Annotated in this window: 21 protein-coding genes; 15 read left to right on the plus strand and 6 right to left on the minus strand. The window is 72.3% G+C overall.

Features of this window, described 5'->3' with window-relative positions:
- Positions 1-40 precede the first annotated feature (40 nt).
- Positions 41-757, minus strand: coding sequence for a DUF305 domain-containing protein (locus tag ACSMXO_RS04420; RefSeq protein WP_346260310.1), 717 nt, complete (start codon positions 755-757; stop codon positions 41-43).
- A 212-nt stretch (positions 758-969) separates the two neighbouring features.
- Entirely contained in the window at positions 970-1,575 is a 606-nt protein-coding gene (locus tag ACSMXO_RS04425; RefSeq protein WP_346260311.1) for a TetR/AcrR family transcriptional regulator, read from the minus strand.
- A 99-nt stretch (positions 1,576-1,674) separates the two neighbouring features.
- Here ACSMXO_RS04425 and ACSMXO_RS04430 point away from each other — a divergent pair, with 99 nt between their 5' ends.
- From ACSMXO_RS04430 to ACSMXO_RS04470, 9 genes are all read left to right on the plus strand, one after another.
- Positions 1,675-2,715: a hypothetical protein gene (locus tag ACSMXO_RS04430; RefSeq protein WP_455416786.1), complete on the plus strand. Its 1,041-nt coding sequence runs from the start codon at positions 1,675-1,677 to the stop codon at positions 2,713-2,715.
- A 125-nt stretch (positions 2,716-2,840) separates the two neighbouring features.
- Positions 2,841-3,182, plus strand: coding sequence for a hypothetical protein (locus tag ACSMXO_RS04435; protein ID WP_346260313.1), 342 nt, complete (start codon positions 2,841-2,843; stop codon positions 3,180-3,182).
- Positions 3,183-3,520: 338 nt separating this feature from the next.
- On the plus strand, positions 3,521-4,585 hold the full coding sequence (locus tag ACSMXO_RS04440) for a BMP family lipoprotein (RefSeq protein ID WP_455419165.1): 1,065 nt from the start codon (positions 3,521-3,523) through the stop codon (positions 4,583-4,585).
- Positions 4,586-4,897: 312 nt separating this feature from the next.
- Positions 4,898-6,466: an ABC transporter ATP-binding protein gene (locus ACSMXO_RS04445; RefSeq protein ID WP_455419166.1), complete on the plus strand. Its 1,569-nt coding sequence runs from the start codon at positions 4,898-4,900 to the stop codon at positions 6,464-6,466.
- Complete coding sequence (locus ACSMXO_RS04450; RefSeq protein ID WP_455416787.1) at positions 6,463-7,902, plus strand: ABC transporter permease; 1,440 nt, start codon at positions 6,463-6,465, stop codon at positions 7,900-7,902. Before ACSMXO_RS04445 ends, ACSMXO_RS04450 begins: the two co-directional genes overlap by 4 nt.
- 6 nt (positions 7,903-7,908) lie before the next feature.
- The gene (locus tag ACSMXO_RS04455; RefSeq protein ID WP_455416788.1) at positions 7,909-9,186 is read left to right on the plus strand and encodes an ABC transporter permease; all 1,278 of its coding nucleotides are present in this window, start codon (positions 7,909-7,911) and stop codon (positions 9,184-9,186) included.
- Positions 9,187-9,216: 30 nt separating this feature from the next.
- Positions 9,217-9,921 carry a cytidine deaminase gene (locus ACSMXO_RS04460; RefSeq protein WP_455419167.1) on the plus strand — a complete coding sequence of 235 codons (705 nt, stop codon included), beginning with the start codon at positions 9,217-9,219 and terminating at the stop codon, positions 9,919-9,921.
- Positions 9,922-10,163: 242 nt separating this feature from the next.
- Positions 10,164-11,444: a thymidine phosphorylase gene (locus tag ACSMXO_RS04465; RefSeq protein ID WP_455416789.1), complete on the plus strand. Its 1,281-nt coding sequence runs from the start codon at positions 10,164-10,166 to the stop codon at positions 11,442-11,444.
- A gap of 219 nt (positions 11,445-11,663) precedes the next feature.
- Positions 11,664-12,344 (plus strand): DUF4272 domain-containing protein, encoded by a 681-nt coding sequence (locus ACSMXO_RS04470; protein ID WP_346260317.1) that lies wholly within the window; start codon positions 11,664-11,666, stop codon positions 12,342-12,344.
- Positions 12,345-12,355: 11 nt separating this feature from the next.
- Here the strand turns inward: ACSMXO_RS04470 and ACSMXO_RS04475 are convergent, their stop codons facing one another.
- Positions 12,356-13,216 (minus strand): putative RNA methyltransferase, encoded by an 861-nt coding sequence (locus ACSMXO_RS04475; RefSeq protein ID WP_346260318.1) that lies wholly within the window; start codon positions 13,214-13,216, stop codon positions 12,356-12,358.
- A gap of 105 nt (positions 13,217-13,321) precedes the next feature.
- Between ACSMXO_RS04475 and ACSMXO_RS04480 the strand changes: the two genes are divergently transcribed.
- The 5 genes from ACSMXO_RS04480 to ACSMXO_RS04500 all read left to right on the plus strand — a co-directional run bounded on the left by ACSMXO_RS04480 (position 13,322) and on the right by ACSMXO_RS04500 (position 19,887).
- Positions 13,322-14,401 (plus strand): adenosine deaminase, encoded by a 1,080-nt coding sequence (locus ACSMXO_RS04480; protein ID WP_346260319.1) that lies wholly within the window; start codon positions 13,322-13,324, stop codon positions 14,399-14,401.
- Positions 14,402-14,982: 581 nt separating this feature from the next.
- Positions 14,983-18,411 carry a sensor histidine kinase gene (locus ACSMXO_RS04485; protein ID WP_455416790.1) on the plus strand — a complete coding sequence of 1,143 codons (3,429 nt, stop codon included), beginning with the start codon at positions 14,983-14,985 and terminating at the stop codon, positions 18,409-18,411.
- Positions 18,408-18,812, plus strand: coding sequence for a roadblock/LC7 domain-containing protein (locus ACSMXO_RS04490; RefSeq protein WP_130465005.1), 405 nt, complete (start codon positions 18,408-18,410; stop codon positions 18,810-18,812). The genes ACSMXO_RS04485 and ACSMXO_RS04490 overlap by 4 nt, the downstream gene beginning before the upstream one ends.
- Before the next feature lie 108 nt (positions 18,813-18,920).
- Entirely contained in the window at positions 18,921-19,298 is a 378-nt protein-coding gene (locus ACSMXO_RS04495) for a DUF742 domain-containing protein (protein ID WP_101371820.1), read from the plus strand.
- Position 19,299: 1 nt separating this feature from the next.
- The gene (locus ACSMXO_RS04500) at positions 19,300-19,887 is read left to right on the plus strand and encodes a GTP-binding protein (protein WP_101369592.1); all 588 of its coding nucleotides are present in this window, start codon (positions 19,300-19,302) and stop codon (positions 19,885-19,887) included.
- A gap of 511 nt (positions 19,888-20,398) precedes the next feature.
- Here the strand turns inward: ACSMXO_RS04500 and ACSMXO_RS04505 are convergent.
- From ACSMXO_RS04505 to ACSMXO_RS04515, 3 genes are all read right to left on the minus strand, one after another.
- Complete coding sequence (locus ACSMXO_RS04505; protein WP_455416791.1) at positions 20,399-21,613, minus strand: ABC transporter substrate-binding protein; 1,215 nt, start codon at positions 21,611-21,613, stop codon at positions 20,399-20,401.
- A 314-nt stretch (positions 21,614-21,927) separates the two neighbouring features.
- Positions 21,928-24,270 (minus strand): transposase, encoded by a 2,343-nt coding sequence (locus ACSMXO_RS04510; protein ID WP_455416792.1) that lies wholly within the window; start codon positions 24,268-24,270, stop codon positions 21,928-21,930.
- 38 nt (positions 24,271-24,308) lie between these two features.
- A complete protein-coding gene (locus tag ACSMXO_RS04515) occupies positions 24,309-25,283 on the minus strand; it encodes a DNA primase (protein ID WP_455416793.1) in 975 nt (324 codons plus the stop codon).
- A 153-nt stretch (positions 25,284-25,436) separates the two neighbouring features.
- On the opposite strand from ACSMXO_RS04515, the gene ACSMXO_RS04520 reads away from it, so the two are divergent.
- A complete protein-coding gene (locus tag ACSMXO_RS04520) occupies positions 25,437-25,778 on the plus strand; it encodes a PadR family transcriptional regulator (protein WP_346260324.1) in 342 nt (113 codons plus the stop codon).
- Positions 25,779-25,796 lie beyond the last annotated feature (18 nt).

The raw sequence follows: 25,796 nt of genomic DNA on the forward strand, positions 1-25,796 counted from the left end.
GACCTTCCAGGTGTGGCGGCCGTGCTGAGCCGGCGCCGGCTCACCTCGACTGCGGGTCGAGCACCTCGCGCATCCGGTTGACCTCGACGGCCTGCTCGAAGGCGATGTTCCGGGCCAGTTCCCGGATCTGCCGGTCGACGCCGTTCGCGAGTACCTCCTGGGCCATCGCGATGGCGCCCTGGTGGTGCGCGCTCATCATCTCGACGAACATCCGGTCGAAGTCGGTCCCGGTCGTCGCGGTGAGCGTGGCGATCGCCTCCGGGGTCTGCATGCCGTGCATGGTGGGGTGCTCGTGACCGGTCCCGCCGAGCAGCGAGTCGAGGCCGCGGTCCCGGAGCCAGCCCCGCAGCACCTCGACCTCGGGCTGCTGGGCGGCCCGGATCCGGTCGGCGACCGCGATCACGCCGGTGCTGCCGGCCCGGTCCGGGACCAGGGCGGCCAGCTGCAACGCCTGCTCGTGGTGCGGCACCATCATCGCGACGAACCGGATGTCGGCCGCGTTGTGCTGCGCCCCGGGCGGCGGGGTGAGCTGGTCCGGCCGGAGCACTTGGGCCGACTCGCCCGGCCGGCCGGGCTGGATCACCGGCGCCGTGCCGATGGCCGAGGTGGGCAGGGCCGACGGCACCGGAGCCGGGGTCGTGGTGGCCGGAGCGGCGACGGGGGCGGGCTGGCGTCCCTCCCGGGTGGTGGCGATCCCGGCGATGCCGAGGGCGAGCAGTACCGCCGCCGATTCCACCAGCGCGAGAAACACGATCACCGGTCGGCGACTGCCGCCGGTCGCGCTCCTGGCCAACACCACAGCGTGACTCCCGTCCGCCCTGCCGGCCGGTCGAGGCGTAGCCGGGGCTCTGCGCCGGGGCCGGGCCGTCAACCCCGGGTTGGGCCGATGGTAGCCCGACCGCCGGGACCCTGGAAGATCGAGTACGACCTGACCTCGGCCACCGTGCCGACAGTTTCCGTCGGCTCTACCTACTCTTCAACGCCCTTGCTGGCCAGCAGGGCGCGTACACCGTCGAGATAGGTCTTCGGGTCCGGGCCGGCGGCGAGGATCCGTTGCAGGGCGAAGCCGGGGATCAGGCCGAAGAGGGCGGCACCCACCGCCTCGACGTCGGCGTCGGCCGGCAGTTCACCGGCCTGTTGGGCCCGGCGGGCCAGTACGACGAAGTTGGATCGGAAGCCGGCGTACAGCCGCGCGACGAACTCGGCCAGCGCCGGATCGCGGAGCGACTCGGACCAGACCTGGATGGCGAGCGGAAAGACTCCGTCCTGGCGGGTTTGGGACTCGACGAACTGGAGTGCCCGGTCCAGTGCCTCGATCAGCGGCAGTGGCGGCTCGGTCGTGGCCAGGGCCGCGAAGAGTTGGTCCGCGCCGTCGACCACCGACTCGGCGATCGAGGTGACCAGCTCCTGCTTGCTGCCGAAGTAGCGGTAGACGGCGCCCACCGAGAGACCGGCCTCGGCGATCACATCCTGCATCGAGGTGGCGTGGAAGCCGTTGCGCAGGAAGCAGCGCCGGGCGGCGTCGAGGATCTGCTGGCGCCGGGCCGCCAGGTGTTCGTCGGATACGCGTGGCACGGCACACAGTGTAAAACGAACGCTCGTTCCTTGACTGCGGAGTGCGCCGGGAGGACGCTGAATAAAAGAACGAGCATTCGTTTTAGAAGGAGTCCTGAGATGACTCGTCCATCGGCCCCCTCCGGGCCGCCCATCCCCACGCACCCCCGCCGGCCGCTGGCGGTCGCCGTACTGCTGGCCGTGGCGGTGGTGCTGTTGCAGTCGTTGCTCGTACCCCTCTTCGCCGGCCCGGCGGCGCACCTGGAGCCGCGCGACCTGCCGGTGGTGGTCGCGGGCCCGGCGCCGGCCGCCGACCGGCTGGTCGGGCAACTCGACGCCGCCGCACCGGGTGCCTTCGAGGTGATCCGGCTGCCGGACGGTACGGCCGCCGACCGGGCGCTGCGCGACCGCGAGGCGTACGCCGCCTTCGTGCTCGGCCCGGACGGCGCGACCCTGCACACCGCGAGCGCGGCGAGCCCGACCGTGGCGGCCCTGCTCACCCAGGCGGCCGGGCAGTTCTCCGGTGGCCAGCCCGTCCGGGTGGTCGACGTGGTACCGGCCGACCCGGACGATCCCCGGGGTGCCGGCTTCGCGGCCGGGTTCCTGCCGCTCGCGCTGACCGGCATGGTGCTCGGGGCGCTGCTGGTACTGCTGCTCGGCGGCCGGCTCGCCCGGTTGGCCGGGCTGGTCAGCTTCGGGCTGCTGGTCGGCGTCGCCGGACCGCTGGTACTCCAGGGCTGGCTCGGCCTGCTGCCCGGCGACGCTGTGGCGGTCGGTGCCGCTCTCGGGCTCGTCGGGCTGGCGGTCGCGGCCACCGTCGCCGGGCTCGGCGCGGTGCTGGGCCGTCCCGGTCTCGGGCTCGGCGCGGTACTGGTCTTCTTGGTCGGCAACCCGCTCTCGGCGGTCGGCGCGGCGCCGGAACTGCTGCCCCAGCCCTGGGGCGAGGTCGGCCAGTGGCTCCCGGTCGGTGCCGGCGGCACCCTGCTCCGGTCGACCGCCTTCTTCGACGGCGCCGGAGCCGGCACCCCGCTGCTGGTCCTCGTCGGCTACGCCGCCGTCGGGCTGCTCCTGGTCACGCTGGCCCGCCCCCGCCACCCGCGGGCCGCCGCCGAACCCGCCTCCGTCGTCGGCGCGGAGGATCGTGCTGTCTCGGTGATGTAGTGCCCTCGACCTCCCCGGGAAGCCACCACTTCCCGGAAGGGGCGCGGCCTCTCCCGGTGTCGTCCCCGGTCCGTGCGGCGGGCCGGGGACGACGTGCGGGTACCCGATGAGGGAGGATGGCCGCCGTGGAACCTCTCCGGCTGATACTCCTCTACACCCACCTGATCGGTTTCGCCCTGCTGCTGGGTGGTGCCGCCGCCCAGTACGCCACCGGACGGATCCGGATCAACCCGCTGATGCTCTGGGGCGCCGTCATCCAGGTGCTGACCGGGATCGGGCTCTCCGCGCCGCTGCGCGACGGCGACGAGCCGGCCCCGGCGAAGCTCGCCACCAAGCTGGTGATCGGCTTGATGATCTTCGTGATGGTGTTCTTCTCCCGCAAGCGGGAGGAGGTCAACCGTGGTCACTTCCTGGCGATCATCGGGCTGACCCTGGTCAATGCCGCCGTCGCGGTCTTCTGGCGTTAACCCCGCGCCCGAGTTGTTAACCGGGCACCCGGGCCGCCAACTGGCCGGCCGGGGCCGCTCCGGCGGCACCTCCCGGACGGAACAGCCGAAACGGGACGTCCCATAGGTCGAGGTCACGCACCGGGCGGGCCGGGAAGTGATGTCGCGCACCCCGAAGTTACGTAAGGGTAACGGGCGTTCAACAGTCAGGCACGATTGTCGGCCGGTGGACAGGCGCGGGCGTACGCTCCCGTCCGTAACGTGGGACAGCCGGCGGCAACGCGCAGGCCGGCTTTTGGCTGCCACCGCGGTGGGCGGTGTGCAATGGGAAGGAGACCGTCTTGCGCTCTGTGCGTGGGATGCGGATCGTCTCGGTATTCGCGGTGGGCGGGCTCGCGCTGGGCGCCGCCGCGTGTGGTGAGGCACCGAGCGATAGCAACGCGGGCGGCGCCGCGGCCGACAAGTACACCGCGTGCATGGTGACGGACGTCGGAGGCATCGACGACAAGTCGTTCAACACCTCCGCCTGGGCGGGCCTGGAGGCGGCCAAGGCCGCCGACGACAAGATCGACATCAAGTACGTGGCGTCCAAGGCCGAGGCCGACTACGAGCCGAACCTGACCCAGTACGTCAACCAGGACTGCGACTTCATCCTCGCCGTCGGCGGCCTGATGGGCGAGGCGACCTCGAAGATCGCCAAGGCGAACCCGGACCAGCAGTTCGGCATCGTCGACGCGAAGCTGCCGGAGAGCAACGTCTTCCCGATGCAGTTCGACACCGCGCAGGCCGGCTTCCTCGCCGGTTACCTGGCGGCCGGGATGACCAAGACCGGCAAGGTCGGCACCTACGGCGGCATGAAGATCGGCCCGGTGACCATCTTCATGGACGGCTACGCCGACGGGGTGGCTCACTACAACAAGGCCAAGGGCAAGAACGTCCAGGTGCTGGGCTGGAACAAGCAGACCCAGAACGGGTCGTTCACCAACGACTTCGTCAAGCAGGACGAGGGCAAGAAGGTCTCCGACACCCTGGTCGCCCAGGGCGCGGACATCATCATGCCGGTGGCCGGCGGCGCCGGTCTGGGCACCACGGCGGCCGCGCAGGCCTCCGGCGGCAAGTACTCGGTGATCTGGGTCGACGTCGACGGCTGCCAGAGCACCCCGAACTGCCCGGCCCTGATGACCACCGTGGTCAAGAACATCACCGACGCGGTCAAGGACGCCGTGGTGACGGCGGCCAAGGGCGAGAAGCTGGCGCACGACCCCGGCTACCTCGGCACCCTGGCCAACAACGGCGTCTCGCTGGCGCCGTACCACGAGTTCGACAGCAAGGTGCCGGCGGAGCTGAAGGCCGAGGTCGACAAGATCAAGACCGACATCAGCTCCGGTGCGATCAAGGTCACCTCGGCCAGCCAGCCGAAGTGACCCCGGGTCGGCCGTCTGACCAGGTCGGACGGCCGACCGGTACGGCTGCGACGCCGACGATCCGGTCGCTCCGATCGTCGTGGAGACATATCTCCGCGATGATCGGGGCGGCCGGTTTTCACGCCAGCCGGTACGGGCCGACAGACCGGCCCGGGCGGGCCGAACAGCCCGCAGTGATCGACGGACCGACCCTGTCGACCCGGTCCGAACAGCAGCTAGGCTGCACCATCGCCCGCACTCCAGGAGGTTGCGCTGAGACTCGAACTGCGCGGCATCACCAAGCGGTTCGGTGAGCTGGTCGCCAACGACCACATCGACCTGACGGTGGAGCCCGGAGAGATCCACGCGCTGCTCGGTGAGAACGGCGCGGGCAAGTCCACTCTGATGAACGTGCTGTACGGCCTCCTCCAGCCCGACGAGGGCGAGGTACTGGTCGACGGCAGGCAGCTTGCGGCCAAGGGCCCCGGCGACGCCATCGCGGCCGGCATCGGCATGGTGCACCAGCACTTCATGCTGGTCCCGGTCTTCACCGTTGCCGAGAACGTGATGCTCGGCGCCGAGCAGGTCCGGGGCGGCATCGCCGGCTTCCTCGACCGGCGGCGGGCCCGCCGTCAGGTGACCGAGGTCTCCACCCGCTACAACCTGCGGGTCGACCCGGACGCGGTGGTCGAGGACCTGCCGGTCGGCGTGCAACAGCGGGTCGAGATCCTCAAGGCACTGACCCGGGACGTCGACCTGCTCATCCTGGACGAGCCGACCGCCGTGCTGACCCCGCAGGAGACCGAGGAACTGCTCGGGATCATGCGGTCGCTCAAGGAGTCCGGCAAGTCCATCGTCTTCATCACGCACAAGCTCAAAGAGGTCAAGGCGATCGCCGACCGGATCACCGTGATCCGGCGTGGCCGGACCGTCGGCACCGCCAGCCCGAGCGCGAGCGAGGACGAGTTGGCCGCGCTGATGGTCGGGCGGACCGTCAACCTGACCGTGCAGAAGGCCGCCGCCGCGCCGGGTGAGCCGGTGCTGGAGGTGGCGGGACTCGTCGTCGACGACGAGCGGTCGGTCCGGGCCGTCGACGGCGTCGACCTGACCGTACGGGCCGGCGAGGTGCTCGGCATCGCCGGTGTGCAGGGCAACGGCCAGACCGAGCTGATCGAGGCGCTGATGGGGCTGCGCCCGGTGCTGCACGGCACGGTGAGCCTGGCCGGTCAGCGCATCGACGGCTGGCCGACCAAGCGGGTGCTGCGGGCCGGCGTCGGCTACGTCCCCGAGGACCGCAGCGTCGACGGGCTGGTCAAGGAGTTCAGCGTCGCCGAGAACCTGGTGCTGGACATCTACGACCGGCCGCCGTTCGGCTCCGGCCTGGTGCTCCGGCCGGACGCGATCACCGCCTCGGCCCGGGAGCGGATCCCGGAGTTCGACGTACGCACCTCGTCGGCGGAGGCGGCCGTCGGCACGCTCTCCGGCGGCAACCAGCAGAAGGTGATCATCGCTCGGGAGATGTCCCGGCCGCTCAAGCTCTTCGTCGCCGCCCAGCCGACCCGGGGGGTGGACGTCGGCTCGATCGAGTTCATCCACCGCCGGATCATCCACGAGCGGGACATCGGCACCGCCGTACTCCTGGTCTCCAGCGAGCTGGACGAGGTGATCGGGCTGGCCGACCGGATCGCGGTGATGTACCGGGGCCGGATCCTCGGCGTCGTCGGGCCGGAGACCCCGCGCGAGGAGATCGGCCTGCTGATGGCCGGCATCACCGACGCCACACCGGACGGCACCGCAGAGACAGCCGGCACCGCCGACACCGGCGGCACCGCAGAGACCGCAACCCCCGACGGGCCGGTGACCCCGGCTCCCGACGTCGCTGGTAGCGAGGAAACCCGATGACCGACGTGAACGAGCCCGGGTCACCGTCGCCGGAGAAGTCTCCGGCCGGCCAGCGGCCCGGCGCCGAGACGGCGGCCGGGGTCGGCGCGGCCGATCCGTCCGCCGCCGCCGGCACCGCAGCCGGTCCGGCCGATTCCGGTGGTACGGCGCCGGCCGATTCCGGTGGTACGGCACCGGGCGGGCCCGGGAACGGGCTGACCGACCGGGACGGCGGCGGCCGGCAACTGCTCCAGGCGTTCGTGCACAACCTCTGGGCGGCCAACACCGTCACGGTGACCGTACTGGCGATCGTGCTGGCCACGCTGATCGGCGCCGTACTGATCGTCGTCTCCGACCCGGACGTGCTGGCCACCTGGGGCTACTTCACCGCCCAGCCCTCCGACGCGCTCAACGCGAGCTGGACGGTGGTCAGCGAGGCGTACGCGAACCTGTTCAAGGGCGCGGTCTTCGACCCGGCGGCGGTGCAGGCCTGGGCGAACGGCACTGGCGGCTGGCAGCCGGTCTTCGCGCCGATCTCGGAGACGCTGACCTACACCGCCCCGCTGGTCTTCACCGGGCTGGCGGTCTCGCTCGCCTTCCGGGGCGGCCTGTTCAACATCGGCGCCCAGGGGCAGGCGACCATCGGGGTGATCCTGGCCGCGCTGGCCGGCTTCCTGCTCCCGCTCCCCCCGGTGGTGCACCTGATCGTGGCGGTACTCGCCGGAGCGCTCGGCGGGGCGATCTGGGGTTTCGTCCCCGGCTTCCTGAAGGCGCGTACCGGTGCGCACGAGGTGATCACCACGATCATGCTCAACTACGTCGCCATCTCCTTCCTGGCCTGGATCATCGTGCAGGACGGCGTACACGATCCGGACCGGACGGACGCGATCAGCCGGCCGGTGGACGGTTCCGCGCAGCTACCCCGGCTGCTCGGCAGCGACCTGCGGGTGCACCTCGGCATCGTGCTGGCGGTCGCCGCCACCTGGGCGGTCGGCTGGCTGCTCAACCGCTCCACCTTCGGCTTCGAGCTGCGCGCGGTCGGCGCCAACCCGGACGCCGCCCGGACCGCGGGGATCAGCGTCGGCCGGACGTACGTGCTTGTCATGGTGATCGCCGGGGCGCTCTCCGGGCTGGGCGGCGCCAACATGGTGCTCGGCAGCACCGCCACCGCGCTCACCCCGCTGGTGATCGCCCAGATCGGCTTCGACGGCATCCTGGTGGCGCTGCTCGGCCGGGTGAAGCCGTGGGGCGTCGCGCTCGCCGCGCTGCTCTTCGGCGCGCTCCAGGCCGGCGGCAACCGGATGCAGTCGTACGCCAGCATCTCGCTGGAGTTGGTCACCGTGCTCCAGGCACTGATCGTCATCTTCATCGCCGCGCCGGCACTGGTGAAGGCGATCTTCGGGCTCCGGGCCGCCCGGGCCGCCAGGTTGTCCACGAGCATGGCGAAGGGCTGGTAGGCGTACATGTCGACCATGACTGTCGAGGAGCTGGCCGTCACCGTACGGCCGGGCTTCTGGACCCGGGACCGCAAGGTCGGCGCCGGTGCCGTACTGCTCGGCCTGGTCGCGGCGGTGCTCTTCGGTGCGCTGGCCACCGGCGCGGACGCGCGGTTCACGCTCAGCGAGGATGCCGGCGGCGCGGCGCTGTCCGTCGACGGCACCGTCGGGGCGATCCTGTTCGGGCTGGTCGCGGCGGCGGCCGGCGCGGCGCTGCTGGCCGGGCTGCCGAAGCGCTGGTTCGTGCCGCTGCTCGGCGTGGCGGTGGCCGGGGTGGTGCTCTCGTTCCTCTGCTGGCAGGTGTCGGCGGCGCCGGCCGGGCAGAACTTCATGCCGCTGGTCAACATCGTCCGGGGTACCTTCATCCTGGCCCTGCCGTTGATCTTCGGTGCCCTGGCCGGCGTGCTCTGCGAGCGGTCCGGCGTGGTGAACGTGGCGATCGAGGGCCAGTTGCTGATGGGGGCCTTCGCCGGCGCCCTGGTCGGCACCATCGCGGCGAGCGCCTGGGTCGGGCTGATCGCGGCGGCGCTGGGCGGCGCGCTGATCTCGCTGCTGCTGGCGATCTTCACCATCCGCTACCTGGTCGACCAGGTGGTGATGGGGATCGTGCTCAACCTCTTCGCGGTCGGGTTGACCGGCTTCCTCTACGAGCGGTTGATGCAGCCGGAGGCGGCGAAGTACAACCAGCCGCCGAGGTTCGAGGCGTGGCCGATCCCGGTGCTGTCCGACATCCCGGTGCTCGGCCCGGCGCTGTTCCGGGGCAACATCTTCCTCTACCTGGCACTGATCCTGGTGGTGGTGATCCACGTCGCGCTGTTCCGTACCCGGTGGGGGCTGCGGACCCGCTCGGTGGGTGAGCACCCGACCGCCGCCGACACCCTCGGGGTGAAGGTGCTGGCGCTGCGCTACCGGAACGTACTGCTCGCCGGCATGGTCGCCGGGCTGGGCGGCGCCTCCTACACGCTTGCGCTCTACACCTTCAGCAAGAACATGATCGGCGGCAAGGGCTTCATCGCGCTGGCGGCGCTGATCTTCGGCCGGTGGAGCCCGACGGGGGCCCTGCTGGCGGCGCTCTTCTTCGGCTTCGCGGACCAGCTCGGGACGTACCTCGGCGCGATCGACAGCAGCATTCCGAGCGAGTTCCTGGCGATGCTGCCGTACCTCGCCACCCTGCTGGCCGTCGCCGGCCTGGTCGGCAAGGTGCGGGCGCCGGCCGCGGACGGTAAGCCCTACATCAAGGGCTGACCAGCGGCGGGGCAGGATGGGGGCGTGACCATGGAGATTGACTGGGCGAAGCTGCGGGCCGCGGCGACCGACGTGATGCGGCATGCGTACGCGCCGTACTCGAACTTCCCGGTCGGGGCGGCGGCGCTGGTCGACGACGGCCGGGTGGTGGTCGGCTGCAACGTCGAGAACGCCGGGTACGGGGTGACGCTCTGCGCCGAGTGCGGGGTGGTGTCGGCGCTGCACGCCTCGGGCGGCGGGCGGCTCGTCGCGCTCTCCTGTGTCGGGGCGACCGGTGAGCCGTTGATGCCGTGCGGGCGGTGCCGGCAACTGCTCTGGGAGAACGGTGGGCCGGACTGCCTGATCGAGGCGGAGCCGGTGCCGCTGCGGATGGCGGAGCTGCTGCCGCACGCGTTCGGGGTGGAAGATCTGGAGGCGATCGCGGCGTCGGTGAAGGTGCCTCCGGTGCCGGAGGAACTGGCCGCCTGGCGGGGGCGGGGCACCGTCTTCGTGCATCCGGACGTCTCGGGCGGGCGGCAGGTCTGGACCGGGTACTGGGAGCGGGCCGCCGGGGACGCCGAAGGGGCGCAGACCGGGGTACTCGAGGAGGCGCCGACCTGGGACGACCCGGCCGAGGCGGTGAGCTGGGGCCAGGCGCGTACGCCCCGGGTGGTGGTGGTCGACGCGGACGGGGCGATGTTCTGGGCGGGTGAGGCGGAGCCGCCGGTCGAGATCCCTCGGCGTTGGGGCGACTGATCTTTCCGGGGTTCGCGGTGGCCGGGCCGCGTGGGGCTGAGTCGGCCTGGCGCGGGGTGGGCCGGGGCCTGCCGTGCCCGGCTCCGGGCGGTCAGGCTTGATCCCTCCACCGGGCACGGCAGGCCCCGGCTCGGTGGGCACTGGCCGTGGGCCGGTGACGAGTCCGTGGTCGCGATCGACAAGGGACCGTGGTCTCGAGAGGCAGGACCGTGGTCTCGACAAGCAAGTAGGAAGAGGTAGCTGTGGGTGGGTTCGCCGCGGTCGACGTGATCCGGGTCAAGCGGGACGGCGGGACGCTGTCCGACGAGCAGATCGACTGGGTGGTCGACGCGTACACCCGGGGGCGGGTGGCCGACGAGCAGATGTCGGCGCTGGCCATGGCGATCCTGCTCCGCGGCATGACGCCGGGCGAGATCGCCCGCTGGACGGCCGCGATGATCGCCAGCGGGGACCGGCTGGACCTCTCCGGGGTACGCCGGCCGACCGTGGACAAGCACTCCACGGGTGGGGTCGGTGACAAGATCACGCTGCCGCTCACCCCGCTGGTGGCGGCGTGCGGTGCCGCCGTACCGCAGCTCTCCGGGCGGGGGCTGGGGCACACCGGGGGGACCCTGGACAAGCTGGAGTCGATCCCGGGCTGGCGGGCCGCGCTGGGCAACGACGAGTTCATCGCCCAGTTGGGTGAGGTCGGCGCGGTGATCTGTGCGGCGGGCGAGCGGCTCGCGCCGGCCGACCGCAAGCTGTACGCGCTGCGCGACGTCACCGGCACGGTGGAGGCCATCCCGCTGATCGCCAGCTCGATCATGAGCAAGAAGATCGCGGAGGGTACCGGGGCCCTGGTGCTCGATGTGAAGGTCGGCTCCGGCGCGTTCATGAAGTCGGAGGCGGATGCCCGGGAGCTGGCCCGGACCATGGTGGAGCTGGGCGGCGCACACGGGGTCCGGACGGTCGCCCTGCTGACCGACATGTCGACGCCGCTGGGGCTGGCCGTCGGCAACGCGGTCGAGGTGGCCGAGTCGGTCGAGGTGCTGGCCGGCGGCGGGCCGGCAGACGTGCGGGAGCTGACCCTCCGGCTGGCCCGGGAGATGCTGGTGGCGGCCGGGCTGCCGGACGCCGATCCGGAGCGGGCGCTGCGGGACGGCCGGGCCATGGACGTCTGGCGGGCGATGATCCGGGCCCAGGGCGGGGATCCGGAGGCCCCGTTGCCGGTCGCCCCGGAGGTGGAGGTCGTCCGGGCCGACCGGGACGGGTACCTGGCCGCCGTCGATGCGTACCGGATCGGGATCGCCGCGTGGCGGCTCGGCGCGGGACGGGCCCGCAAGGAGGACCCGGTCAGCGCCGGGGCCGGGGTGCTGCTGCACCACAAGCCGGGAGATCCGGTACGGGCCGGCGAGCCGCTCTACGAGCTGCGGGCCGACGACGCGGGCCGGATTCCGGCGGCCCGGGCCGCCGCCGCCGAGGCGGTGTCGATCTCGGCCGAGCCGCCGACCCTGCCGGCCCTGGTCATCGACCGGATCGGTTAGTCGTCGGCCGGATCGGGATCCGCGGGCTGTCCCGCCGGCCTCCAGCCGCGCGGCTGCCACGCCGGGCGCCATGGTGTACGCGCTGCCGACCGGCTATCCTCCGTCGCCGGGGGGTAGCACGGGGTGCTGAGTCGGCTCGACTAGCGGGTCCACACCGCATCCGGTGCCGGGGGTGCCGCGGGCGCCCGAGGCGACTCCGACGTGACGGGAAACCAGGCTGTGACCGTATCCGCTCCCGACCCGCAGGCGGTCCGGGCCGCCAACGTTGTCGAGTTGCAGCGGTTGGGGCTGCCCGTGCCGCCGCCCCAGTTTCCGCTGGTGTGGGAGCCGGGCGACGCGGTCGAGCTGCGGCCCACCGCCGAGATCGAGGCCCGGACGGCCGTACTGCACCTGGTGCTGGCGCGGTGCTTCGGCATGCCGCCGCAGGCCGGGATGAGCTGGCTGCTCGGCTCGCACCTGGTGGAGCAGGTGACACCGCCGGAGTGGCAGTTCGTGATGGGCAGCCGGGGCGACCACCGGTCGTTCGTACTGCACCACGACGCGATCTTCGCGCTGGCCTGGGTACTCGGGCTGAGCCGGCACCTCGACCCGACGGAGCCCAGCGACGAGCGGCTGATGGAGCAGTTGCCCAACCTGGCGGCGGGGGAGACCTTCGGCCAGTGGCGCTCCCGCACCCTGGCGGCGCCCCGGGACGCGGCGGAGGTGGCCGCCGTACTCGACTTCTACTACTGCCTGGACTGGGGCTATCTGGAGGCCGAGCAGGAGGGGTTGGAGCTGCCCGGGCTGATCGACAGCAACGCGATCGGCCAGCGGCGGTGGGCGCTGGAGTGGGCGGTGGTGTTCCGGGGGCCGTTCCACGACCCGCCCGCCGGGTGGGAGGAGGTCGACCTCTCCACCTGACCGGCCGGCGGTCAGCGGGGGTGGTGGGCGGTCACCTGGACCGCGACGGTCACCTGGACGGGTTCCGGGAGGTCGTCGATCCGCGGGTCGAGCCGGTCGGGCTCGGCGTGCCAGGCGCTCGGTCCCATCCCGATCAGGGTGCGCACCCCGGTCCGGTCGAGCCGGAGGGTGGCCCGGTGCACCGCCGTCGGACCCGGCGCGAAGTGCTCGGCCAGGCTGCCGGCGACCCGGGCCTCCTTGGCCGGGTCGACCCGGAGCAGGCCGAGCCGGTCGACCAGTTCGCCGAGATGCTCGGCGGTCGGCGTGACCACCAGCAGCGCGCCGTCGCTCCGGAGTACTCGGCGGAACTCCGGTCCGTTGCGCGGGGCGAAGACGTTCAACAGCAGCCCGGCGGCGCCGTCGGCCAGCGGCAGCCCGCGCCAGGTGTCGCAGAGCGCGGCACCGGCCCGGGGATGGGCCCGGGCGGCCCGGCGCAGCGCCGGCTTGGAGACGTCCAGGGCCAGCCCGACGGCGGCGGGCAGGGCGTCGAGCACCGCGCCGAGGTGCCGGCCGGTGCCGGCTCCGGCGTCCACCACCAGTTCCGGGTACGTCTGGAGTGCCGGCCCGGCGACCGCCCTGGCGAGGTCGGCGAGCGCGGTCGAGATCAGGTCGTAGTGGCCGGCGCCGAGGAACTCCTCCCGGGCGGCCACCATCGCCGGGCTGTCCCCGGAGTGCGTGGCCCGACCGGCGGTCAGGTTGACGTACCCCTGGCGGGCCAGGTCGAAGCTGTGCCCCGCCGGGCAGCGCAGCGCGACCACCGCGGCGGGCGGTACGGCGGCCAGCGGCCGGGCGCAGACCGGGCAGCGGAGCCGGCGCAGAACCTCGGGTGGCACCCCGTCACGATAGTGCCCGACCTGGCCGGGACCGGCGGTGGTCCGCCGCTCCGGCGCCCGGTGTCCCGCCGCTGGCCGGGGCGGCCGGGCTACTAGGGTCGGTGCATGGCGGCAATCGGCTACGAAGACATCGTCCGGGTCCCCAAGGCGCTGCTGCACGACCACCTCGACGGCGGGCTGCGCCCGGCCACGGTGGTCGAACTCGCCGAGGCGGTGGGGCATCCGTTACCCACCACCGACCCGGAGGAGCTCGGCCGGTGGTTCGTGGCGGCGGCCGACTCGGGGTCGCTGGAGCGTTACCTGGAGACCTTCGCGCACACCGTGGCGGTGATGCAGACGGCCGAGGGGCTGCGCCGGGTGGCCGCCGAGTGCGCTCTCGACCTGGCCGCGGACGGCGTGGTCTACGCCGAGGTCCGGTTCGCCCCGGAGCAGCACCTGGAGCGGGGCCTCGGCCTCGACGACGTGGTGGAGGCGGTGCTGGAAGGCTTCGCCGAGGGCGCGGCCGAGGCGGCGGCGAACGGGCACCCGATCCGGGTCGGCACGTTGCTGACCGCGATGCGGCACGCCGCCCGGTCGCAGGAGATCGCCGAACTCGCCGTCCGGCACCGGGACACCGGCGTGGTGGGCTTCGACATCGCCGGTGCGGAGGCGGGCTTTCCGCCCACCCGGCACCTGGACGCCTTCGAATACCTGCAGCGGGAGAACTTCCACTTCACCATCCACGCCGGTGAGGCGTTCGGGCTGCCCTCGATCTGGCAGGCGATCCAGTGGTGCGGTGCCGACCGGCTGGGGCACGGGGTGCGGATCGTCGACGACATCACCCCGGGGGACGCCCGGCCGGTGCTCGGCCGGCTGGCCGCGTACGTCCGGGACAAGCGGATCCCGCTGGAGCTGTGCCCGTCGTCCAACGTGCAGACCGGTGCCGCCCCGTCGATCGCGGAGCATCCGATCGGGCTGCTGCGGGACCTGCGGTTCCGGGTCACCGTCAACACCGACAACCGGCTGATGAGCGGCACCTCGATGTCCCGGGAGATGGCGCTGTTGGTCGAGGCGTTCGGCTACGGCTACTCCGAGTTGCAGTGGTTCACCATCAACGCGATGAAGAGCGCCTTCATCCCGTTCGACGAGCGGCTTGCCATCATCAACGAGGTGATCAAACCGGCGTACGCCAAGCTGCTGTCCTGACCGTCGCACCGATGGGGCCGGTCCGGATCGGCCGCCGAGCGGGGGCGTTGTCGCACGATTTCCGGTCTGCTATCTCTTTTGGCCGGGAAAACTGCCGGGCCGGTCAGTCCGGTCGTCCGGGCGGCCATTCGGTGGTCCGCACGGATCGCGTAATCCGGCACTTCGACCTTGCCGTACCGGAGCGGTCGGGCAAAGGTTCTCTGCGCTGTACGGGTACCAGGCTGGCGGTGACACCGGAGCCGGACGCAGCCACCGTACGCGAGGGCGTAGGGTTTCCCCGTGCCGGTAACGTTCGATACGTTGCGGTACGGGTCCCGGGTGCGGGCCGAGCAGTGACCATCCGGTTGTGGACGGTCGATGGCAGTAGAGCACGGACAGGATGCGTGACTACCCTGGGTGACGCCAGAAAGACAGACTGCTGTCAAATCGCGGGGACATCCCGATGCGCTTCCAGTCGGTGACAACCTGGGCTTTCTTCTTGAGTTGCGGCGTGATGGAATCTCGGAGGTCCGACCCGCCCGGGTCGGTCGATCAGCGGTGCCCTGGGCCATTGGCCGGGTACTGGATGGGAAGGCGGTGACGTGAGCAAGCGGCCGAAGACAGCAAACCCGTTCCTGTCGCGTCTCCGCTGGCCGGTCGCCGGCCGGCTGCGCGACATGCCGATCTGGTCGAAGCTGGGCCTGATCATGATCGCGCCGACCATCGCGGTCGTCGTGGTCGGTACGACCAGCATCGTCGACCACATGGAGACGTTGGACGACGCGAACCGGGCGCACACCCTGGCCACGCTTGCCCAGACCTCCGGCGAACTGGTGCACGACCTGCAGGACGAGCGGGCGGGCGCCGTCCTGCTGCTCGGCTCACGCAACGAGACCGCCCGGAAGGCGGCCCGCGACACCTACAACAAGGTGCACCCCGAGGTCGACAAGGCCAAGGGGCCCTACTCGGAGCGCCGGGCGCAGCTCGACGAGCTGCCGGCCAACTTCGACGCGCTGCTGGCCCAGATCGACCAGGGCCTGGCCGACCTGCCGGGGATCCGCAGCCAGGTCATCAACTCCAAGCTCAAGCTGACCGACGCGGCGCAGTCGTACGAGGGTCTGATCAACGACCTGCTGAACATCCGGGACCTGGCCTCGCAGCTCGCCGGCGACTCCTCGCTGAGCGACCGGATGCGGGCCGCCGCCGCCAACGCGCGCGGCAAGGAGTTCCTGTCGATGCGGCGGGTCGTGGTGCACCGCGCCCTGATCGACGGCCGGCTGACCGCCGCGCTGCAGACCGACTACATCGCCACCGAGACCGGTCAGCAGCAGGCGTTGCAGACGTTCAAGGCGATCGCCACCGGCTCCGAGTCCGCCTTCTACGACGAGACGGTCACCGGCGCCGACGTGCGTGAGGTCGACAGCTACGGCGGCTGGATCCGCGGCCGGACGAACGAGAGCATGGCCGACGCTCCGTTCGACGCCGACGACTGGGACTCCGCGATGGTCGGCAACGCCCAGCTGATCCGTTCGGTCGAGGGCCGCCTCGACTCCGACGTGCTCGCCGAGGCGAGTGCGCTCCGCGACGACGTGCAGCGGCAGGTCTTCCTGGAGACCGGTCTGCTGCTCAGCATGCTGCTGCTGGCGGTGCTCTTCGCCTATCTGGTCGCCCGCTCGATGGCCCGCTCGCTGCGCGAGCTGCGGCACGGCGCGCTCTCCATCGCCCAGTACGGTCTGCCGCACGCGGTGTCCCGACTGCGCGACCCGCAGATGACCGCGCAGATGTCGCCGGTGCAGGTGGCCAACCAGATCGCCGAGCCACTACCGGTACGCAGCAAGGACGAGTTCGGCCAGGTCACCGAGGCGTTCAACGCCGTTCACCTGGAAGCCGTCCGGACCGCCGCCGAGCAGGCCGCACTGCGGGCCTCGGTCGCGACGATGTTCGTCAACCTCGCCCGCCGTTCGCAGATCCTGGTCGACCGGCTCATCGGTCACCTGGACCGGCTGGAGCGGGGCGAGGAGGACCCGGACCGGCTGGCCGAGCTCTTCCAGCTCGACCACCTGGCCACCCGGATGCGCCGCAACGACGAGAACCTGCTGGTGCTCGCGGGTGCCGACTCGACCCGGGTGCAGCGCGAGCCGGCGGCACTGATCGACGTGCTCCGGGCAGCGCAGTCCGAGGTCGAGCACTACACCCGGATCGAGTTCGGGATGGTCGACCGGGACATCGAGGTCCAGGCCGCCGCCGTCAACGACCTGGTGCACCTGGTCGCCGAGCTCTTCGACAACGCCACGGCCTTCTCCCCGCCGGACTCACAGGTGATGGTGGAGGCCCGTCGGGTGGGTGACCGGGCGACGCTCTTCGTCGAGGACCGGGGCATCGGGATCACCGCCGAGCAGCTACAGGACCTCAACGAACGGCTCGCCACGCCGCCCGCCGTCGACGTGACCGTCTCCCGGATGATGGGCCTGGTCGTGGTCGCCCGGCTGGCCTCCCGGCACGGCGTGAAGGTCGAGCTGCGGCCCGGCCCCGACCGGGGGACCGTCGCCGACGTCACACTGCCCACCGCGATGCTGATCCCCCGGGCACTCTCCGGCCGGACGCAGCCGGGCGGTCTCCCGGTCACGCCGGAACCGACCTCCCGCCCTGCCTTCGGCGCCCCGCTCGCCCTGGAGAGCGGTCCGGCCACGCCGCCGGTACCGAGCTTCGGCGGCGACCGTGGTGCGGGCTTCGGCGGTGACCGTGCCCCGAGCTTCGGCGGCGGTCGCAACCGTGACGGCGCGCCCCTCGACCGGCCGTACGAGCCGGCGATGAACGGCGGCGGGCAGACCAGCGCGCCGAGCCAGCCCAGGGACATGCCGGCCTGGTCCGACCTGACCGGCGCCCGGGCGGGCCGCAACGGAAGCGACCCGTTCACGCCGCGGATCCCCAACGGGCACGACATCGAGCCGCTGCCGCAGCGGCGGGCCACCGAGCAGGACCCGGCCGGCCTCTCGGCGAACGAGACGACGACGATGTCCGGGTTCATCCCGCGGCAGCGTCCGGCCGCGCCGGATCCGCAGCCGAACGGGCTGACCGCGCTGCCGCCGGTCTCCGCGCCGCCGATCCCACCGATCTCGGCGCCGCCGGCCGCGCAACCGCCGGTCTCCGCGCCGCCGTTCGGCCAGACCCCGGCGCCGGCCGTGCCGCCGCCCGCGCCGGCCCCGGTGCCGCCGCCGGCCGCGCAGCCGCCGACTCCGGCGGTCAACGCGCCGCCGGCCTGGCCGCCGGTCAACACGCCGGACCGGGAGGCCGCCGCGCCGCCCGTTCCGGAGCGCCTGGCCGCAGCCCTGGACATGACCGCCGAGCTGCCTCGGATGGCTCGGCCGTCGGTGGACGCCGCGGCCAACGTGGAGGCCCGGCCGAAGTTCGCCGACGAGACCATGGAACTGCCGATCTTCCGCGAGCTGGAGTCGGCCTGGTTCCGCACCCGCCGGAAGCCCGAGGAGACCGGTGGACAGCCGCAGGGAGCCGGCCCGGCTTCCCAGGCGCCCAGCCAGGCCGTCGCGGTGGACACCGCCGTTCCCGACGCGGCCCAGACCGGACCCGTACCGACAGGCAACGCGGCAACGGTGGACAGTCCGAGGCCCGGTGGCCAGCAGCCGGGGAGCGGGCCGATCACCAACGGCACCGGTCGGCCGGGTGACGGTGGCTGGCGTACGGCTGCCGACGACGGTTGGCGGGCAGCCATGGCGGCTACGGCAGCCGCCACCACGGGTGGCCAGACCACCCAGACCGGGCTGCCCAAGCGGGTGCCGATGGCCCAGTTGGTGCCCGGAGCCGTGGAGAAGCCAACCACCTCGGTGCAGCGTCGTACGCCGGAGGCGGTACGCGGGCTCTTGTCCGCGTACCACCGTGGGGTGCAGCGTGGCCGCACGCACCCGACGGACGACCAGTCGATCAACCCGGAGGCGACTCCGGGAGGGCAGCAGTCCTCGCAGGCCGAGGTGGGCCCCGCGACCGCAAGCGGCCAGAAGGAGCATGAAGGATGACATCTACGCAGGATCTCGGTTGGCTCTTGGCCAACTTCGCCGATCGTGTGCCCGGCGTCGCCCACGCGATCGCCGTCTCCGCGGACGGTCTGCTCCTGGCGTCGTCACGGGACCTTCCGCGCGACCGGGCAGATCAGCTCGCCGCGATCGCGTCCGGCCTGGTCAGCCTCACCCAGGGGGCGGCGCGCTGCTTCGAGGGTGGGGCGGTGCTGCAGACGGTGGTCGAGATGGACAATGGTTTCCTGTTCCTGATGTCCATCTCGGACGGCTCGTCCTTCGCGGTGCTCGCTGCCCGGAGCTGTGACGTCGGACAGGTGGGATATGAGATGGCGCTGCTCGTCGACCGGGTGGGCGACGCGCTGACGCCACCGACCCGGGCCGCCGCGGGGATGCTGAGCTAGGTGGTATCCGGCCGGTGTGGTTCGCTGGCCGGTGCGACGACAATGCAACAATGACGAACTCCAGGCTTTGAGTTCTCGGGTACGACGAGAAGGGGGTGAACGGCGATGATGGCCGAACGCGACGAGCCGACGGGCGCGCTGGTGAGGCCATATGCCGTTACCCGTGGTCGTACCAGGCCGAGGCTCGACATCGCCTTGGAGGCGCTCGTCGAGACGACGGTGCGCGGTCGGTCCGCCGGTAACGGCAATGGCGGCCAGGGCCGGGAGCATCAATACATCGCCGCGCTGTGTGATGGTCGGCTGCAGTCGCTCGCGGAGATCGCGGCGCGGATGCAGTTACCGCTCGGAGTGGCTCGGGTCCTGATCGCCGACATGGCCGCCGATGGCCTGGTGGCGGTGCACGAACCGACAATTCTGGACGACTCAAACGACGCGGTGGGCACTGAACTGCTGGAGAGGGTGCTGAGTGGACTTCGCAGGCTCTGACATGTCGCACCGCCCAACGGCCGGGCGCGTGACATCGGCGAAGATCGTCATCGCCGGTGGCTTTGGCGTCGGCAAGACAACACTGGTCGGTTCGGTCTCGGAGATCACGCCGCTGACCACCGAGGCGATCATGACGTCGGCTGGTGTGGGTGTCGATGACACCCGCCAGGTGCCGGGCAAGACGACCACCACGGTCGCGATGGACTTCGGTCGGATCTCGATCGACCGGGACCTCATCCTTTACCTGTTCGGCACCCCAGGCCAGACGCGGTTCTGGTTCATGTGGGACGAACTGGTGCGGGGAGCGATCGGTGCGGTTGTCCTGGTGGACACCCGCCGGCTGGCCGACTGCTTCGCGGCCATCGACTTCTTCGAGCACCGGCGACTGCCGTACCTCGTGGCGATCAATTGCTTCGACGGGATGCAGTACCACGACCCGCAGGACGTGCGGGACGCGCTGGCGATCTCGAACGAGGTGCCGGTGGTCGCGTGTGACGCCCGCAACCGGGAGTCGACCAAGCACGTGCTGATCTCGCTGGTCGAGTACGTGCTCACCATGCGGCGCTCGCGCGCCGTCGCCCCGGCCTGACCGGCGAGCACCTCGCCCGTCGGGTGGTCCGGTGATAGGCCGGCACCGCCGACGAGGTCACCTGGCCCGCGCCGGGTGACCTGCTGCCCGCGTGCCGGTGGCGACGGTGCGGATGCGCCCTCCGCCGGGCCGTCCAGCACCCTCCACTGCGGTGGCGGCGTCGTAGCGGCGGACGGCCACCTGTGCCGGGACACGACGCCTGCCAACCACGCCGCGAGCCGATCCCGCCGGAGTTCCCGCACCAGCACCCGGTGCCCGACCCCGGGCGACGGCCGGGCGACGCGAGGCGGGCCGAAGGCCGGGTCCGGCGGGAGCGCCGCCGAAGATCCGGTCGACCGGTATCCGAATCGGATGCTCACCCTCGGGGAGCGGGCCGCGCGAGGTCGCCGTCCCGCCGTTCCGGCTGCCTCCGGCCGCCCGCGGCACGGCGGTGATCGCGCCCGGCGGAGAGGTCGGCCGCGGGAAGGCGCGCTCGTAGACCTGGTTCAGGAACGTTGCGGCCTCGCGTTGGTCAGGAGACCCGGCTCCAGGCGCCGGAGACCACGGTGAAGACGCCGAGCGAGTCCGGCTCCATCCCGCCGTGCCGGATCGGCGCGAACGAGTACGCCCCGGCGATCCCCTCGATGATCTGGTTGCCCAGGTAGGCGCGCAGCCGACCCCGGTCGACGCTCTTGCCGAGCCGTGCGGCGTTGACGATCAGTCGCAGCGAGTCCGACGCGTACGGTGCGAACCCGCTGGACGAGCCGTGCAGGTGGATGTAGCGGTAGACGAAGTCCCGCCGGTCCAGCCCGGCCGTGCTGGTGTTCGTCAGCGACGAGCTGCCCAGCGAGCTGGGGTGCACGGCGTACGCGCCCTCGACCGCCGGTGCGTTCGCCTCCGACAGGGTCTCCTCGGCGACCGCCCCGGCGTCGAAGAAGATCCGGCCCTCGTAGTCGGTCTGCCGTAGCACCCGGGCCGCCTTGCCGGAGAACGGCGCGGTGCCCCAGACGACCACCGCCTCGGGATCGGGGCCGGTCACCTTGCGGACCGCCGGGCGGTAGTCGGCATTCTCGGCCCGAGGCAGCCGGGTCACCTTGACGAGGTCGACGTCCACGGACTTCAGGGCCGCTGTGAGGGCCCGTACGCCCGAATCTCCGTGCCCCCCTGGCGCGGCCAGCAGACCGACCCGTTCGAAGCCCTGCGAGCGAATCAGCCGGGCTAGCACCCGTGCCACGTCGCGGGCGTCCGGGGTGAGTTTGAAGATGTACGTCCGCTGCGCCGTCGGCACGGTGATGTTGTCGGCGGCGGCGAAGGAGATGAACGGCACCTGTTGTTGCTGCGCGATCGGGATGATCGCCAGGGAGGTCTCGGCGAGGCAACCGCCGACCAGCGCGTGCACGTTCTCCCGGGTGGCCAGCTCTGTCGCGTGCTGGGCGGCGAGCCGCGGTTCGCTGGCGTTGTCCCGGATCACCAGCCGGATGTTGCGGCGCAGGTTGCCGACGGGTACGCCCTGCTCGTTGAGCTTGTCGGCCGTGATCTTCAGCGCCCGTTCCTGGAGTACGCCGAGTGCCCGGCCGGGGCCGGTCAGTTCGAGGCTGGCGCCGATGACCAGCTCGGTCGAACCGGGCCCGCGCGGTCCAGCCCGCTCCTCGTCTTCCCGTCCGCAGGCGGCGAGCAGTGTGGTGGCGGCTGCCGCGAGGAGGCCACGCCGGCTCAGCGTCCACGCCTGCGTTGCCGGTCCGGCCATCGTCGCCACCCTCCCTGCGCTGGTCGTAGGTGTCGCCTACGGTCCCGGGGAATGGTGGCGGCCGCTCCCAGGCGTCGTCAACTCCGTGCACTGTGGTGAGAAACACCAGGTAGACATAGGTCTGAAGCTGATTGGTCGGTCAGGCGACGGGTCCTGACCGGACAGTCCGAGCGGCGGTGTCGACCGGGTGGGCAGCGCGAGCGGAGCGTGTCCGAGCAAGTACGCGCAGCCCGGTCGACGCGGAAAACCCACACCGGCTGGAAGTCGATGACGACGCCGGTGTGGGTTTTCGGTGGAGTGGCGTATCCGGTCCGTCAGGACCGGTAGCTGGCGGAGCGGTACTCGTAGTCGTGGTTGTCGGCGCGCTCGTCCGGATCACGGCTGAAGTCCCAGCCTCCGGCGGCCTCCCGACCCGGCCGGCCGCCGACGGCGTAGCCGCCGATCTCCTGGCCACGGCGCCAACCCCGGAAGTACCCGGTGGTGTGCTCGGCGATCCGGGCCGCGTCGCGGACGATGCGCAGCGGCCGCTCGTCGCGCAGCGGCGAGCCGGGCACCAGGTTGGCCTGCGGCACCCGCTTGGGCAGGCCGGCGGTGGTCGAGGCGCCGACCGAGGGCCGTGCCGCCTGCTGGGCGGCCTGCCAGCCGCTGTCGGCCGTCGACGACCACTCCACTTCGGTCTCCTCGGAGTGACCGGTGAACCAGGCGGACCTGGCCGCCGCGAAGATCAGCAGATCACCGTCACCCTCGTCGGAGACCGGCGGCGTACTCGGCTCGGCACTACGGCGGGGCAGGCCCGAACCGGTCTGGGTCGCCGGTTCTCTCCGGTCCACCAAGCGCAGCGGCGGGTTGTCGGCGGGGAGCTCATTGTGCGGGTGGTTCCGGTCGGCCAGCGGTGTCGGCTCGACGAGGCGCAGCGTGGGCGGCTCCGGGGGCAGGTCGTCCGCCTGCCACGGCGGGGTGACCCGCCCGTCGGCGGGCGCCGGGCTGACCGGCGCGTCCCGCTGGCCGGACTGCTCGCCCGAGTATCCCGGGTATCCCGACCCGCTCGCCCGGTCGTCCTGCTCCTCGCCGGAGTTCACCAGCGGCCAGTTGGCCCGGGAACCGGGCGGTGCCGGCGGCTCGGGCCGGGTCGCCGGCACCGAGACGGTCAGGCCGGCGGCGGAGATGGTGCCCGGGCGTGCCGTGCCGTCTCCGTTGGTCTTCGGCCGGGGCGTGATCGGCGTCGGCCGCCGCTCGTTGCGGGCGCTGTTGATGGCGGCGGTGGTCAGGGTGGCCCGGAACGGCTCGCCGGCCTCGGCCGGCGGGATCGAGCCACGCTGTGCCGGTGGCATCGGGGTCATCCCGGGCGGCGGGGGCGGCGGCGCGGAGACCGGCCGGTTCGCCATCGTGTCGGCGTGGTAGGCGGGCGGCGCCGAGGAAGGCGCGGCCGAGCGCGGTTCGCGGGGAGGCCCGGAGACCGGGATGACCGGCATGGAGAGCGTGGCGGCCGGCGACAGCGGCGGCGCCGAGGAGGGGGTGACCGGCGGCGGTGCCATTGGCGGCGGCGCGACCGGTGCCGGCGCCACCGGTGGTGGTCCCATCGGCTGAGGGCTGGCCGGCCCGTTGCCGGCTGCCGCCGGCTGGTGCCGGGTGCGCCGCCCCGAGCTGGGTACCGGCTCCCGGGCCGGACCGGGCAGTCCGGTGCCGGCCGGCGGCGGTGCCTCGCCAGCGCCGCGCCGCCCGGCCCGCCGACTCGGGGCCGGGGCCGTGACGACCCGGGCGGTCAGGGTGGCGACCAGCGCGTCGCAACCGGCGTCGCAGGCACGTACGGCCGCCACGGCCTGTCGTACGGTCTCCGCGGCGGCGGAGGTGAGGGCCTTGTTGGCGGCGCCCCGTCGAGGGGTCTCCGCGATGGCGACCCGGAGCGCGGTGACCGCGTCGGTGATGACGTCGGCCTCGGCGACGCCGTCCGCGGCGAGATGCGCGGCGATGGCGTCGGTGGCGACCGAGGTGTCCCGGCCGCGTGCACTGGTGCCGCCGAGCATGCCCGGCTCGGGCAGTGCGTCCAACACGGCCAGCGAGACCGGCTCGGCCGGATCCGGGTACGCCCGCAGCGCGGCCGGGTACAGCTCGCGCAGCACCTCGCGCAGGGCCACGGCGGCGGCGTGCCGGCCATTGGCGAGCGCGGCGTGCGCGGCGAGTACCGGCTTGAAGCTGGCGAGTTCGCGCGGCGGCGGCAGGGTGGCCGCGGAGAGCGCGCCGGCCTGCAACGCCCGGGCGAGCCCGACGGCGCGTCGCTCGGCCGGGGCGGACTCCCGCTCCTCGGCCGACTCGTCGTCGGCGAACCGTTCGGCGAAGTCGTCGACGGAGTCGTCGTCGGCGATGACCAGTGGACGCCCGGCCGCGCTCAGCAGCGAGGTGACCATGTGGTCGTCGCTGTCCGCCGCGACGGCGGCCCCGCTCGGCCCGCTGCTCCGTTCGACGAGCACCGCGCCGAGCTGGGCGTAGCCAGCCGGGTCATCGGTGATCTCGCAGACATGGAGCAGTCTGCCTGCGTCATCGACCACCGCGGAGGTCAGCGTCGCGCCGGCCGAAGCCGGCCGGCCCGTCGCGTCCGCAGAGGCCAGACCGCAGTACACCCGCACGAGCGCCACGGCGTCGTCCTCCTCCCGAGACACAAGTGGTGTGCCAAAGACTGATGCTCCCTGGTAAGGGGTCAGTCGCGCCAGTCCACGGCGGCAGAGATCTTGCCGATAATCGTGCGCCACCCGAGACTTGCGGTTTGTGCCCCGATTTTCTTGAGTCGCCGCCGACCCCGGAATCCGCCGAGACCGCCGGCCACGGTCGCCCGGAGCGCCTCGTCGAGGTCATCCAGGCTGGAGCCGGGGGAAAGCATATCGAGTACGGCGGGGAGCCGAAGCGCGTAGGCCAGGTCGCGGGCCACCTCACCAGCCTCGATGAGCAGCGTCGAGTCCCAGACGTCGTGCCCGCCACGGAGGTTCTCCACCACGAGGTCGAGCTCGTAGGAGTCCTCGTCGAGCGGGGCGACGTCGGCCGGCGTGATCCGCTCGACGAGCTGGTCCCAGGTGTCCAGGTCGGCCAGATCGTGCGGCGCTCCGGACTTGACGAATGTGACAAGTGCCTCAGGACTCTTGAACAGCAGCAACTTGCCCCGGTGGGTGAGGAAGGCCGGCACCTCCTCGCCCTCGTCCTCCTCGTCCTCCTCCTCGGCGGCCTTGGCGTCGGAGTCGGCGGCCTTGGCCTTGCCGTCCCGCTCCGCCTCCTCCTCGTCGGCCTCGGCGAACTGGTCGGCGAGTTCCTCGTCGAGGATCACGACCGTCTCGTCGTCCTCGTCCTCCTCGACCTCGGCCTGCCGCGACCGGCTGGCGAAGAGGTCGTCCTGCTCCCGGTCCTCGATGTCGGTCGGGGTCAGCTCGCTCGCCGGGCGGTAGGTCCGCAGGGTGAAACCAGCGCCCGAGGGGAGGGCGATCTCGACCGGGTCGATCCGGACCTCTTCCCACAGCGAGCGGTCCGGCGCGCCGGACGCCGCCGGGGCGTCGTCGGTGCCGGCGGCGTCGTCGCTGGTTTCCGAGGAGCCGTCGATCTGCCCGGGGTCGACAGCCCCGTCGCTTCCGGCGGGCTCGTTGCCGGGCTCGTCGGTTTCGGGCCGGTGGGACGACTGGCGGGCCACGCTGACCTCCGTGTGCGCTCGATATGGGCACCCGACCCGGCGAGGGTGCCGGCGGATCGGTGACTCTGCGCACACACCCTAGTAGGCCGGCGGCGGGCGTGGATGCCGGCACCCCGTTGGACTTCGTCGCATATATTAGTAGGCTTACTACTTATGAACGCCCAGGCGCTGCACGGCCATCTCGATGCGCTGCTGCTCGCGGTGCTTGAGCGGGGCGCGCTGCACGGGTACGCCATCATCGAGGCGCTCCGGGCCCGCAGCGGCGGCGTGCTCGATCTGCCCACCGGGACCATCTATCCGGCGCTGCGCCGGTTGGAGCGGGCCGGATACGTCAGCAGCACCTGGAGCACCGTCAACGGCCGCGAGCGCCGGACCTACGAGCTGACCGGTGCCGGGCAGCGCGCCCTGGCGGGCGAGCGGACCAGTTGGCAGGAGTTCAGCTCGACGGTGGGGCAGTTCCTCGGCGGAGCGCCCACCCCCGGCGCACCCGCCTGACCGGCCGCTCGGATCGGC

Source organism: Plantactinospora sp. DSM 117369 (assembly GCF_053764795.1).

Coding starts and splice junctions, on each gene's coding strand:
- ACSMXO_RS04430 (WP_455416786.1), top strand. CDS start 1,675: ATGACTCGTCCATCGGCCCCCTCCGGGCCGCCCATCCCCACGCACCCC.
- ACSMXO_RS04440 (WP_455419165.1), top strand. CDS start 3,521: ATGCGGATCGTCTCGGTATTCGCGGTGGGCGGGCTCGCGCTGGGCGCC.
- ACSMXO_RS04450 (WP_455416787.1), top strand. CDS start 6,463: ATGACCGACGTGAACGAGCCCGGGTCACCGTCGCCGGAGAAGTCTCCG.
- ACSMXO_RS04455 (WP_455416788.1), top strand. CDS start 7,909: ATGTCGACCATGACTGTCGAGGAGCTGGCCGTCACCGTACGGCCGGGC.
- ACSMXO_RS04460 (WP_455419167.1), top strand. CDS start 9,217: ATGGAGATTGACTGGGCGAAGCTGCGGGCCGCGGCGACCGACGTGATG.
- ACSMXO_RS04480 (WP_346260319.1), top strand. CDS start 13,322: ATGGCGGCAATCGGCTACGAAGACATCGTCCGGGTCCCCAAGGCGCTG.
- ACSMXO_RS04490 (WP_130465005.1), top strand. CDS start 18,408: ATGACATCTACGCAGGATCTCGGTTGGCTCTTGGCCAACTTCGCCGAT.
- ACSMXO_RS04495 (WP_101371820.1), top strand. CDS start 18,921: ATGGCCGAACGCGACGAGCCGACGGGCGCGCTGGTGAGGCCATATGCC.
- ACSMXO_RS04500 (WP_101369592.1), top strand. CDS start 19,300: ATGTCGCACCGCCCAACGGCCGGGCGCGTGACATCGGCGAAGATCGTC.
- ACSMXO_RS04505 (WP_455416791.1), bottom strand. CDS start 21,613: ATGGCCGGACCGGCAACGCAGGCGTGGACGCTGAGCCGGCGTGGCCTC.
- ACSMXO_RS04520 (WP_346260324.1), top strand. CDS start 25,437: ATGAACGCCCAGGCGCTGCACGGCCATCTCGATGCGCTGCTGCTCGCG.